Source organism: Actinophytocola sp. (assembly GCF_009379765.1).
In the GTDB taxonomy this organism is placed as follows: domain Bacteria; phylum Actinomycetota; class Actinomycetes; order Mycobacteriales; family Pseudonocardiaceae; genus Actinophytocola.
This window is the reverse complement of sequence record NZ_WHTD01000219.1, coordinates 1-12,560: the sequence shown is the minus strand read 5'-3', so window position 1 is coordinate 12,560 and position 12,560 is coordinate 1. Positions and strand designations below refer to the sequence as shown.

Annotated in this window: 7 protein-coding genes and 1 pseudogene; 6 read left to right on the top strand and 2 right to left on the bottom strand. The window is 70.2% G+C overall.

All coding sequences use genetic code 11. The features are described from left to right. Positions 1-145: 145 nt before the first annotated feature. A complete protein-coding gene (locus tag GEV28_RS39180) occupies positions 146-790 on the top strand; it encodes a lytic polysaccharide monooxygenase (RefSeq protein ID WP_291418910.1) in 645 nt (214 codons plus the stop codon). A 49-nt stretch (positions 791-839) separates the two neighbouring features. Here GEV28_RS39180 and GEV28_RS39175 read toward each other — a convergent pair whose 3' ends face one another. After that, positions 840-1,505 carry a lytic polysaccharide monooxygenase gene (locus GEV28_RS39175; protein ID WP_291418908.1) on the bottom strand — a complete coding sequence of 222 codons (666 nt, stop codon included), beginning with the start codon at positions 1,503-1,505 and terminating at the stop codon, positions 840-842. 274 nt (positions 1,506-1,779) lie between these two features. Between GEV28_RS39175 and GEV28_RS39170 the strand changes: the two genes are divergently transcribed. From GEV28_RS39170 to GEV28_RS39155, 4 genes are all read left to right on the top strand, one after another. Then, the gene (locus tag GEV28_RS39170) at positions 1,780-3,795 is read left to right on the top strand and encodes a glycoside hydrolase family 48 protein (protein WP_291418906.1); all 2,016 of its coding nucleotides are present in this window, start codon (positions 1,780-1,782) and stop codon (positions 3,793-3,795) included. A gap of 78 nt (positions 3,796-3,873) precedes the next feature. Continuing rightward, entirely contained in the window at positions 3,874-5,784 is a 1,911-nt protein-coding gene (locus tag GEV28_RS39165) for a glycoside hydrolase family 9 protein (protein WP_291418904.1), read from the top strand. A gap of 34 nt (positions 5,785-5,818) precedes the next feature. Continuing rightward, a complete protein-coding gene (locus GEV28_RS39160) occupies positions 5,819-6,859 on the top strand; it encodes an endo-1,4-beta-xylanase (protein ID WP_291418902.1) in 1,041 nt (346 codons plus the stop codon). Between the two features lie 75 nt (positions 6,860-6,934). Continuing rightward, positions 6,935-8,257 carry a glycoside hydrolase family 6 protein gene (locus GEV28_RS39155; RefSeq protein WP_291418900.1) on the top strand — a complete coding sequence of 441 codons (1,323 nt, stop codon included), beginning with the start codon at positions 6,935-6,937 and terminating at the stop codon, positions 8,255-8,257. Between the two features lie 53 nt (positions 8,258-8,310). Here the strand turns inward: GEV28_RS39155 and GEV28_RS39150 are convergent, their stop codons facing one another. Next, entirely contained in the window at positions 8,311-11,493 is a 3,183-nt protein-coding gene (locus GEV28_RS39150; protein ID WP_291418897.1) for an alpha-L-rhamnosidase, read from the bottom strand. Between the two features lie 144 nt (positions 11,494-11,637). Between GEV28_RS39150 and GEV28_RS39145 the strand changes: the two are divergent. Then, positions 11,638-12,265, top strand: a pseudogene (locus GEV28_RS39145) (potassium-transporting ATPase subunit C); the annotation flags it as partial. Positions 12,266-12,560: the final 295 nt, after the last annotated feature.

Genomic DNA, 12,560 nt, shown 5'->3' with positions numbered 1-12,560 from the left:
TGGCACCCGGGCTCCTTCTTTGACCACGTCCTTGGCGTAAGCACCTGAGAACGTAGCGAGAAGGAGCCCTCCTTCATGATCAGGGCCGGAAACTCACAGGTCACAGACCAGCACGCCTCACTCCAGACGAACTACACCCAAAGTCATGTCCATCGGATATCGTGCCCTGGCCGTGCTGTCGGCCACCGCCCTGCTGCTGGTCGGAATGGCCGGCTCCGCCGGCGCGCATGGTTCGGCCACGGACCCCCCGTCGCGCAACTACGGCTGCTGGCAGCGGTGGGGCGACGACTTCCAGAATCCCGACATGGCCACCGAGGACCCGATGTGCTGGCAGGCATGGCAGGCCGACCCGAACGCCATGTGGAACTGGAACGGGCTGTACCGGGAGGGGGTCGCCGGCAACCACCAGGCGGCGATCCCCGACGGGCAGCTGTGCAGCGCGGGCCGGACCCAGGGGGGTCGGTACGCGGCACTCGACACGGTCGGCGACTGGGCCGCCGTCGAGCGGCCGCGGAACTTCACGGTGAACGTCTACGACCAGGCGCTGCACGGCGCGGACTACTACCTGGTCTACATCACCAGGCAGGGCTTCGACCCGCGTACTCAGCCGCTGGGCTGGTCGAACCTCGAGCTGGAGCGGGAGGTCGGCCCGACCGCGCCCGCGAACGACACGACGATCGCCGTGGACGCCGGGTCGCGGACGGGCCGCCACATCGTCTACACGATCTGGCAGGCCAGCCACATGGACCAGTCGTACTACTTCTGCAGTGATGTCACGTTCACGGGTTAGAGGTACCCGGCGAGCCGGCCGCGGAGCGTCGCGGCCGGCTGCCGGCCGGCTACTCGGTGAAGACCACGTCGGCGCAGTTGAAGAAGCCCTCGGGGCTGTCCGAGCGCGCCCAGACCGAGTAGATGATGTGCCGCCCGGTCTTGTTCGGCATGGTCGCCGGCCAGGTGTACTCGGGGCCGTGCGGTCCGCTTCCGTTGACCGGCGGGTCGGTCACCTGGTGCCAGAACTCGAGGTCACTCCAGCTGAGCGGCCTGCTCGGATCCCACCCGTCCCTGGTGATGAACTGGTACCACGTCCCGGGATGCCGGGCCCACGCGTTGTACCGCATGGTGACCTCGGCACCGGCCGACACCTCGGTCGTCGGCCAGTCCGTGCGTGCCATCCGGTAGGCCGCGTACTTGTCCGACGGGCCGCACAGGGTGCCGTCCGGGAGGCTCTGCCACTGGTCGCCGATGTCCGGCAGCAGGTTGCCGAACCAGTCCCACAGCGGCTGCTTTCCGCCCTGCGCCACGGCGTCCGCGCAGGCTGGGTTGGTCGGCTCGAGATCGCCGCCGTTGCCGCCCTCGAGCCCGTCGACGTAGCAGGCATAGGTCCTGGTGGCCGGGTAGGTCAGGCCGCCGTGCGCCATCGCCGACGGCGCGGGCAGCACCACCAGGAACGTGGCGGTGAGGCCGACGATCCCACTGAGGACCGCGGCCTTACGTGTCGTCTTCACATTGTCCTCCTCGTTGAGTGCAATGTGGGAGCGCTCCCAAATCGAGGGTACAGGCAGATGTCAATAGTCAACGGTGCCGCCGTGGCGTTCGAAACTTTCGGAGCTGGGAAGATTCGGTCGCTTATTGGCCGTGAGGCGTTGACACCAACTGTGATCAGCTGCTAACAATTTGTTTACCTGCTGTGGGAGCGCTCCCGGACTTCACCCTTGATCGGCATGCCCGGCATTTCGAGGCATGCGTGATTCGCGTCCTTCGAACTCGCCTGGAGCACTGATGAGACGACGAAAACTAGCTTTGGGAGCGCTCCCAACACTGGCCGCGCTCTGCTCGCTCTCGATCACCGCACCCGTCGTGGCCGCGCCGCTGCCGGCCGCACCGAGCATCGCCACCGCCGTCGACGCGGCGTCGGTCGACCGGTTCCTCGAGCTCTACGAGAAGATCAAGGATCCGGCGAACGGCTACTTCAGCGACCACGACCCGCCCGTGCCCTACCACTCGGTGGAGACGCTGATCGTCGAGGCACCCGACTACGGGCACGTGACGACCTCGGAGGCGTTCAGCTACTGGATCTGGCTGGAGGCCCAGTACGGCCGGGTCACCGAGGACTGGGGGCCGTTCAACGAGGCGTGGGCGTCGATGGAGGAGCACATCATCCCGTCGGCGGCCGAGCAGCCGGGCAACTCCGCGTACAACCCGGCGTCGCCCGCGACCTACGCCCCGGAGCACGACACCCCGAACCAGTACCCGAGCCAGCTGGACGTCGACGTGCCCGTCGGCCAGGACCCGATCGCCGGCGAGCTGCGCAGCACCTACGGCACACCGGACGTCTACGGCATGCACTGGCTGCTCGACGTGGACAACCGGTACGGCTACGGCCAGTGCGGCGACGGCACGAGCAGCCCGTCCTACATCAACACCTTCCAGCGCGGTCCGGAGGAGTCGACCTGGGAGACCGTGCCGCACCCGTCATGCGACCGGTTCGTCCACGGTGGACAGAACGGGTACGTCGACCTGTTCGTCGGCGACCAGCAGTACGCGCAGCAATGGCGTTACACCAACGCACCGGACGCCGACGCGCGGGCCGTCCAGGCCGCCTACTGGGCGCTGACCTGGGCCACCAAGCAGGGCAACCAGTCGCAGATCTCCGACACGGTCACCAAGGCCGCACGGATGGGCGACTACCTGCGGTACTCGATGTACGACAAGTACTTCAAGCAGATCGGCGACTGCGTCGGTCCGGACACCTGCCCCGGCGGCACCGGCAAGGACAGCGCGCATTACCTGATGTCCTGGTACTACGCGTGGGGCGGCGGCACGGACGGGGCCTGGGCCTGGCGGATCGGCTCCAGCCCGTCGCACTTCGGCTACCAGAACCCGATGGCCGCGTTGGCGCTGTCCACTGTGGACCAGCTGAAGCCGAGGTCGCCGAGTGCCGTCGCTGACTGGGACACCAGTCTCGGCCGGCAGCTGGAGTTCTACCGCTGGCTGCAGTCCGCCGAGGGCGCGATCGCGGGCGGCGCGACGAACAGCTGGAACGGCCGGTACGAACAGCCGCCGGCCGGCGCGGCGACCTTCTACGGCATGTACTACGACTGGCAGCCGGTCTACCACGACCCGCCGAGCAACCGGTGGTTCGGCATGCAGGCCTGGTCGATGCAGCGGGTCGCGGAGCTGTACTACGCAACCGGCGACGCCACGGCCGAAGCGTTGCTGGACAAGTGGGTCGCCTGGGCGATGGACAACACCACGGTGGACGCCGCCGGCGGTACGTGGCAGGTCCCGGCCGAGCTTGGCTGGTCGGGCCAACCGGACACGTGGGACCCGGGCAACCCCGGCGGCAACTCCGGCCTGCACGTCACCGTCACCAGCCGCAACCAGGACCTGGGGGTGACCTCGGCGCTGGCCAGGACCCTCATGTACTACGCGGCGGAGTCGGGCGACACGGCGGCGCGGGACATGGCCGGCGACCTGCTCGACGCCATGTGGGCGCCGAACAACCAGGACGGCCTTGGCATCTCGGTCGAGGAGACGCGCGCGGACTACAGCCGCTTCGGCGACGAGGTCTACGTCCCGCCCGGGTGGACCGGCACCATGCCCAACGGCGACCGGATCGAGAGCGGCGCGACCTTCACGTCGCTGCGTTCGTGGTACGCCGACGATCCCGACTACCCGCAGGTCGAGGCGTACGTCAACGGCACGGGGCCTGCGCCGTCGTTCCGGTACCACCGGTTCTGGGCGCAGGCGGACATCGCGATGGCGATGGCCGACTACGGCCTGCTCTTCCCCTGATGCCTCGGGTGGGGCCGGCAGTCCCGCGCCGCCGGCCCCGCCCGAGCCTCCGCTCAGTCGTCCAGAAGGGACCTCGAGATGCGCGTGCGGACGATCATCACGGCTGTGTCGCTGGCCGCCGGAGCGGTCGTGGCCGTGCCGGGCGCGGCTACCGCGCAGGCGGGGTTCAACTACGCCGAGGCACTGCAGAAGTCGCTCTGGTTCTACGAGGCCCAGCAGTCCGGCCCGGTGCCGGGGTGGAACCGGGTCAGCTGGCGCGGCGACTCCGGGCTGTCCGACGGGGCGGACGTCGGCCTCGACCTGACCGGCGGCTGGTACGACGCCGGGGACCACGTGAAGTTCGGCTTCCCGATGGCCGCCTCGGCCACGATGCTCGCCTGGGGTGCGGTGGAGTACCGCGACGCCTACGCCGCCGCGGGCCGGCTCGACGAGCTGAGGAGCAACCTGCGATGGGTCAACGACTACTTCATCACGGCGCATCCCGCCCCGAACGTCCTGTATGGACAGGTCGGCAACGGCGGCACGGACCACGCGTGGTGGGGACCGGCCGAGGTGATGCCGATGGCCAGGCCCGCCTACCGGATCGACGCGTCCTGCGGCGGCTCCGACCTCGCCGGTGAGACGGCGGCGGCGATGGCCGCCAGCTCGATGGTGTTCCGCCGGACCGACCCCGGCTACGCCGACACGCTGCTGACCCACGCGCGGCAGCTCTACACGTTCGCCGACACGGTGCGCGGCAAGTACTCCGACTGCATCACCGACGCGAGCGGCTACTACAACTCGTGGAGTGGCTACACCGACGAGCTGGTGTGGGGCGCCACCTGGCTCTACCGCGCGACCGGTGACGGGTCCTACCTGACCAAGGCCGAGGCCGAGTACGACAACCTGGGCCAGGAGCCCGGCACCGGGTACCGCTCGTACAAGTGGACCATCGCCTGGGACGACAAGTCCTACGGGGCGTACGTCCTGCTCGCCATGCTCACCGGCGACGCGAGGTACGTCACCGACGCCGACCGCTGGCTGGACTACTGGACGGTCGGCGTCGACGGCCAGCGCGTGCCGTACTCGCCAGGCGGCCAGGCGGTCCTCGACCGGTGGGGCTCCCTGCGCTACGCCGCCAACACGGCGTTCGTCGCGCTGGTGTACAGCGACTGGACCACCGACGCGACCCGCAAACAGCGCTACCACGACTTCGCCGCCAGGCAGATCGACTACGCGCTCGGCGACAACCCGCGGGGCGCGTCCTTCGTGGTCGGGTTCGGCCAGAACCCGCCCCGCAACCCCCACCACCGCACCGCGCACGGCTCGTGGTCCAACAGCATCCAGTCGCCGCAGGACAACCGGCACGTCCTGTACGGCGCGCTGGTCGGTGGCCCGCCGCAGCCGGACGACCAGTACGTCGACGACCGCACCGACTACGTAATGAACGAGGTCGCGACCGACTACAACGCCGCCTTCACCGGAGCACTGGCCAGGATGTACCTGGAGTACGGCGGCGAGCCGCTCACCGGCTTCCCGGTGGCGGAGCAGCCGGACGGACCGGAGATCTTCCTCCAGGCCGCGGTCAACTCGGCCGGCCCGAACTACACCGAGATCAAGACCTATGTGGTCAACCGGTCCGGGTGGCCGGTCGACGACGGGTCCTTCCGCTACTACCTCACCCTCGACGGCGACACGACGCCGAGTCAGCTCACGATTACCGCGCACTACAACCAGTGCATGCCGCCCAGCGGGCCGACCCAGCACGCCGGTGCCGTCTACTACGTCACGGTCGACTGCGGCAACACCGAGATCGCGCCGGCCGGGCAGGCCGAGCACCGCAGGGAGATCCAGTTCCGGATCACCAGCTCGGGCTCCTGGGACCCGACCGACGACTGGTCCTATCAGGACGTCGCGACGACACCCGGCGCGACCCCGGTGACCGTCGAGCACATGACCCTCCACGCCGGCGGCACGCCGATCTGGGGCGAGGAGCCGGCCCAGCAGTAGGAACAAGCGCGACTCCCACAAGGAAGTGGTAGCCATGACCTCCCCCGCACGCCTGGCTATGGCCGCGGTCCTCGCGGTGGGCACGTCCGTGACGCTGGCCGCGGGCCCCGTCACCGCCGAAGTGCCGTCACAGCCGTTGCGCGACCACGCGTCCGCCAGGGACTTCCTCATCGGCACCGCCGTGGCCACCGGCCCGCTCGCCGGTGAACCGTCCTACCGGGACACACTCAACCGCGAGTTCAACGCGGTGACGGCCGAGAACGCCATGAAGTGGGACGCCACCGAGCCGTCCCCCGGGCAGTTCACCTTCACCGCCGCCGACCAGATCACGGCCTCGGCCCAGGCGAACGGCCAGACCGTGCACGGTCACACCCTGGTGTGGCACAGCCAGACCCCGGGCTGGGTGCAGGGCCTCGACGCGACCGCCATGCGCGACGCGATGGGCAACCACATCGGCACGGTCGTCGGCCGCTACGCCGGCCGGATCGCGACCTGGGACGTGGTCAACGAGGTGTTCGACGACAACGGCGGCATGCGGAGCTCGTTCTGGTACCAGCGACTCGGCGAGAGCTACGTCGCCGACGCGTTCCGGTACGCCCGCGCCGCCGACCCGAGCGCGAAGCTGTGCATCAACGACTACAACGTCGAGGGGATCAACAGCAAGAGCACGGCGCTGTACAACCTGGTCAGCCGGTTGCGCGGGCAGGGCGTGCCCATCGACTGCGTCGGCATCCAGGGCCACCTCGCGATCCAGTACGGGTTCCCGAACGACCTGCGGCAGAACATCCAGCGGTTCGCCGACCTCGGGGTGGACGTGCGGATCACCGAGCTGGACGTCCGCATGCAGCTGCCCGCCGACGCCGGCAAGCTCGCCACCCAGTCCACCTACTACCGCAACGTGATCGACGCCTGCCTGGCCGTCGCCCGTTGCACCGGGTTGACCGTGTGGGGCTTCACCGACCGGTACTCCTGGGTGCCCGACACCTTCCCCGGCCAGGGCGCCGCGCTGCCCTACACCGAGAACTACCAGGCGAAGCCGGCGTACCAGGCACTCCACGACGCGCTGGCCGGCTGACCCCGATCACCCAACGAAGGAGGAACCATGAAACTGAAGGTCCACAGTAGACGCTCTCGGACGCGACCGGGTCGGGTGCTGGTCGCGGCCACGACGGTCTCGCTGGTCGCCGGGCTGCTGGGGGTGGGTACGGCCGCCGCCGCGGACGTCACGCCGATGCGCGTGGACAATCCCTACGCCGGCGCGCAGGTCTATGTGAACCCGGACTGGGCGGCGAAGGCCACCACGGGCGGCGGCGCGGCGGTCGCCGACCAGCCGACGTTCGTCTGGATGGACCGCATCCAGGCGGTCACCGGCACGGCCGACGCCATGGGCCTGCGCGCGCACCTTGACGAGGCACTCGCGCAGGGCGCGGACCTGTTCCAGCTCGTGATCTACAACCTGCCCGGCCGCGACTGCGCCGCGCTCGCGTCCAACGGCGAGCTTCCGGCGGACGCGATCGGCCGGTACCAGAGCGAGTACGTCGACCCGATCGTCGACATCCTCGCCGACCCGGCGTACGCCGCGCTGCGGATCGTGACGGTCGTCGAGATCGACTCGCTGCCGAACCTGATCACCAACGTCTCGCCGCGCCCGACGCAGACCGACAACTGCAACACCATGAAGGCCAACGGCAACTACCAGAAGGGGGTCGGCTACGCGCTCGGCCGGCTCGGCGCGCTGCCCAACGTCTACAACTACATCGACATCGGCCATCACGGCTGGCTCGGCTGGGACGACAACTTCCAGCCGTTCGCCGACCTCGTGATGAGCCAGGTCGTGAACAACAACGGCGCCTCCCCGGACGACGTGCACGGCTTCATCTCCAACGTCGCCAACTACGGCGTCCTGCACGAGGAGCACTTCGACGCGAACACCGTGATCGGCGGCCGCCCGGTCCGCGAGGCGGCCAAGTGGGTCGACTGGAACCGCTACGTCGACGAGGTCTCCTACGCGAAGGCCTACGGCGACCTCTTCTCCCAGCGGTTCGGGCACCGCATCAGCATGCTGATCGACACCTCCCGCAACGGGTGGGGCGGCGCGAACCGGCCCGACGGCCCTAGCTCGTCGACCGACCCGAACACCTACGTCGAGGAGTCTCGCATCGACCGCCGGATCCACCTCGGCAACTGGTGCAACCAGTCCGGTGCCGGCATCGGCGAGCGGCCGACCGCGTCGCCGGAGCCGGGCATCGACGCGCTCGTATGGGTGAAGCCGCCCGGCGAGTCCGACGGCGCGAGCGAGGAGATCCCGAACGACGAGGGCAAGGGATTCGACGAGATGTGCGACCCGGCCTATCAGGGCAACCCGCGCAACGGCAACAACCCGTCGGGCGCGCTGCCGGACGCACCGCTGTCCGGCCACTGGTTCCAGGCCCAGTTCTCCGAGCTGGTCCAGAACGCGTACCCGCCGCTGTAGGAAGCCCGCGGACCCAGTCCTCGCCGATCAGGGTGAGGGCTGGTCCGCGCGCGTCAGCGCGGCCCGCCGGTGAACCGCCACCGTCCACAAGAGACCTCGTAGACCGTGAAGCCTGGCTCGGCGCGGACGAGCTCCGCGCCCCGCGGCGCCACCACGGCGTTGCCGGACGCCGCGTTGCCGGGCGCTGTGGGGACGTGGACCTCCGCGGTGGCGCCGACCGGCACCTCGACGGTCAGCCGGATGGTCGCGCCGACCAGCGCCCAGCCGACCGCCGCCCGGCCCCGCACGGTCTGGATCGAGGTCTGCGCCCAGCTCACCCCGACCCTGGCGTCGGGCCGGACGACGAACCGGCGGTAGCCCGCGTCGCCGGGCCGCAGCCCCGCGACGTTCTCGTACAACCACTGGACGACCGTGCCCAGGAAGTAGTGATCTCGCGATCGCGAGTCGAGCGGCCACATCTCCCACATCGTGTCCGCGCCGTTGTCGAACCAGTAGCCCCAGCTCGGGTAGGTCCGTTGGGTCGCGATCGCGTGCGCGACGTCGGCGTGCCCGTGTGCGGTCAGCGCCCGCAGCAGCACGCTGGTGCCGAGCGCGCCGGTGTTGAGATGGTTGCCGCGGTCCCTGATGTCGGCCACCAGGTTGGCCACCACCGCGTCGACCGAGCCCGGCGGCACCAGCCCGAACATGAGCGGGATCGCGTTCGACGTCTGCCGGTAGTCGGGATCCTGCGCCGAGCGGTACCGGTCGCCCGCGAGGAACGTCGCGTTGAGCGCGTCGCGACAGGTGTCCGCGACGGCGCGGTACCGGGCGGCGACGTCGTTGTGGCCCAACAGGTCCCCGAGCTCCGCGGTGGCGAGCAGCGCCCGGTGCAGGTACGCGGTCGCGGTGAGCCTGGTGTCCTCCGGCGGGTTCCCGCCGTAGCCGGGCGGCAGCCAGTCGCCGAGCGCGGTGATCGCCAGGCCGTCCTGCAGCCTGCCGATCTCCCAGTCCAGGTAGCGAACCAGGGTCTGCCAGTGCTCGGCGGCGATCCGGTCGTCGCCGTAGATGCGGTACATCTCCCGAACGAGGAACGGGTACACGGTCGTCCACTCCGGCGACGGCGCGAGCTCGCGATAGCCCCAGCCGCCGCTCGGTGCGATCACCGGCAGCTGGCCGTCGGGGATCTGGCTGTCCGCGAGGTCGCCGATCCATTTCGTCAGGAACCGTTGCATGCCGAACGCGTAGGCCATCACCGGCGCGCCGAGCTGGGCGTCGCCGGTCCAACCGTTCTTCTCATACATCGGCGTGTCGGTGGGGATCCCGTGCAGGTTGTTCAGCACGGTGCGCCGCATCGCCCGGTCCAGCTGCTCGAAGAACGGCTCCGAGCAGCGGAACGTGCCGGTCTCCGGCACCTCGCTGTGCACCACCCGGCCCAGCAGGTCCTCGGGTCGCGGCCGGGTGGGGTAGCCGGTGACCTCGACGTAGCGGAAGCCGTGGTAGGTGAACCTCGGCTCCCAGGTCTCGACTCCGGTGCCGGCGCACACGTACTCGTCGAGCTGGTGCCGGCCGGGGACGAGCCCGTTGTCGCCCTGCACGCTGCCGTCCGCCCTGAGCTTCTCGCCGTGCTGCAGCCGGATGACGGTGCCGGCGGGCGCCCGCACGGTCAGCTTGGTCCAGCCGGCCATCGTGCGTCCCATGTCGGCGACGTACACCCCGGGCAGGCGCTCGGTGATCGCCACCGGCCGCACCGTCTCGACGATCTCGATGGGCTCGTGCGGCTGGGCCCGTAGTGTCCCTTGTGGAGCGTCGAGGACCTGCGCCGGGCGCCAGTCGCCCGGCACAACTCGGGCGTCGTGGGTTTCCCCGGCGTACAAGGAGTTCGACCCGATCGGACCGTCGGCCAGCTCCCAGTCCGCGGCCGAGCCGATCGTGGTCCGCGACCCGTCGGGGTGGTCGAGCCGCAGCTGGGCGAGCAGCCTCGGCTCACCGTGCCAGGACGCCTGGTTCCAGCCCCAGGCGTTCGGCGTCGTCATGCCGTAGAAGCCGCGGCCCAATGCCACGGTGATCACGTTCGTTCCCGGGACGACCAGGCGACCGATGTCATGGGTCGCGTAGAGCACGGTCTCCTCGTAGTCGGTGAAGCCCGGGTCGAGCACCTGGGAGCCGACCCGCCGCCCGTTGACCGCCGCCTCGTAGTAGGCCAGACCGCTGATGTGGAGGCGCGCGGCCGAGACCGGCTTGCCGAGCGTGAACCGCCGGCGCAGCACCGGTGCCGGGCTCTCGACCGGCACGCTGACGTTGCTGCCCCACGGTCCCTGGCCGTACGGCGCGAGCACGACCGCGGCCGGCCAGCCGCTGTCGTCGAACCCCGGTTGCGGCCAACCGGTCTGCTCGGTGTCCGTGACTCGCCAGCCGGTGCCGGTGACCAGCTCGCGTCGCTGCCCGTCGGCGAGCTCGACCACCAGCCGGACGAGCAGGCCGCCCGGGTTGATCGCCACGTTGCCCCGGTTGGTCGCCAGCGCGGCGAGCACGACCCGGCTGCCCGCGGCCCGCACCGCGGCGGTGACGTCGGCGAACCGGCCGACCTTCCACCCGTCCGTCTGTTCCTGCGCGTGCAGCACCTCCTGGCCGCCGAGGTGCAGGGTGAAGTCGTCGTCGGCGGTGGCGACGAGCTCGGCGCGGCTCACCTCGATGCCGGCGGGAAGGTCGAGTGCCGCGCGGAACCAGCGCGGACCGGCCGGGGCATCGGTCGAGGTGGAGCCCGGTGACCAGATCCACGACGTGCCGTCGAAGCCGGGCGGCTGCTCCGCCGGGGCGGCGCCGATCCACCGCGCCTGCCACGGCGTGCCCAGGAATGCGGTCTCCCACCACTTGGCCGTGCTCCACTCCGACACCCGGTCCCGCTCGTCCCAGACCCGCACCTGCCACGCATAGCGAGTGTGCGGGCGAAGGGACGGCCCGCCGTACGGGATGCCGAGGGGCCGGTCCGACCGCACCTTGCCGGAGTCCCACGTCCCGTGGACCCGCACCTGGTAGGCGGTCTGCCGGGCGCCGTTCACCGTCGAGGCGAGCACCCAGGACAGCCGAGGGAGAGTCACGTCCGTGCCCAGCAACGTCTCCGCGTACTCGACGCTCGTCCGCGCCACCCCGACCGTCGCGCGCCGGCCCGGTCGATCCGGATCGGCGGCCGCTTCGGTGGATACCGCCAGCGCCCCCGCGCCAAGCGTCGCGCCTTGCAAGAAAAGTCGCCGATTCACACCATGGCTCATCGCATTCCCTCCGTTGGGCGCACGACAGCTAGCAAGGACAGATTTGAAACGTTTCAATACATCTTAGCGGCGAACCGTCGTGCCTGTCCAGATTTCTGACCCAGCAAGACGATCGCGCCGTGGTCACGAGGACTGCCCGGTGCCGGTGGACCCGAGCACGAGACGGTCGCGGTGCTACGGGTGCTGACCGTGCTCACCGGAGTGCCGTACCCGCTCGGTGTGTGGGTCGTGAGCCGCATCCCCGGCCTGCGGGCGAACGCCGAGGGCTCCGCGGTCACAGTGGACGGTCAGCTGGTCGGCTCGGACCTGATCGGCATCGACCCCGGTCGCCAAGGATCCGAACCACGACCCGTGGTTCCACAACCGGCCCTCGGCGGTGGCCCAGGACCTCGACGGCGACGGCTCGGCCGACATCCTCGGCCCGGCCGACCCGTCGATCTCCGCCGGCTCGAACAAGGGCGCGTTCGACGGGGACCTCGTCGCGACCATCAAGGAGCGCAAGGACCTCGTCGCCGAGCGTGAAGGCGTGGACCCGTCCCAGGTGCCCGCGGACGCGGTCACCGCGTCGGGGTCGGGCCTCGACCCGGACATCAGCCCGGCCTACGCCCAGCTGCAGGTCCCGCGGGTGGCCAGGGTGACCGGCCTGACCGAGGAGCAGGTCCGCGCCCTCGTCGAGGACAGCACCGACGGCAGCGGCCTCGGCGTCCTCGGCGAGCCAGGCGTCAACGTCCTGAAGCTCAACCTGGCCGTCCAGGCCGCCGGCCGGTGTGCTCGCTCGTGCCAGGCGCAGTGCGAGGGTCGGGCAGGCACTGACGGCGACGTCGGTGCGCAGTTGGGCGGGGACCATCCCGGCGAGGAGATCGAGGCGCAGTACGACGCGAAGACCGCCCCGCCGGCCTTCCGGTCAGTTACGACAGCCGCGCTGTTTCTGGGGAGTGCTGTTCGGGCAGCGGTCTCCCGGACGTCTCGATGCCGGTGAAGATCAGCACGCCGGTGGCCAGGGCCAGCGGTGCGGCCGTCAGCAGTGCCGCGGTGCCGAGCAGGGGGGCGCTGGA

Coding starts and splice junctions, on each gene's coding strand:
- GEV28_RS39165 (WP_291418904.1), top strand. CDS start 3,874: ATGCGCGTGCGGACGATCATCACGGCTGTGTCGCTGGCCGCCGGAGCG.
- GEV28_RS39170 (WP_291418906.1), top strand. CDS start 1,780: ATGAGACGACGAAAACTAGCTTTGGGAGCGCTCCCAACACTGGCCGCG.
- GEV28_RS39180 (WP_291418910.1), top strand. CDS start 146: ATGTCCATCGGATATCGTGCCCTGGCCGTGCTGTCGGCCACCGCCCTG.
- GEV28_RS39160 (WP_291418902.1), top strand. CDS start 5,819: ATGACCTCCCCCGCACGCCTGGCTATGGCCGCGGTCCTCGCGGTGGGC.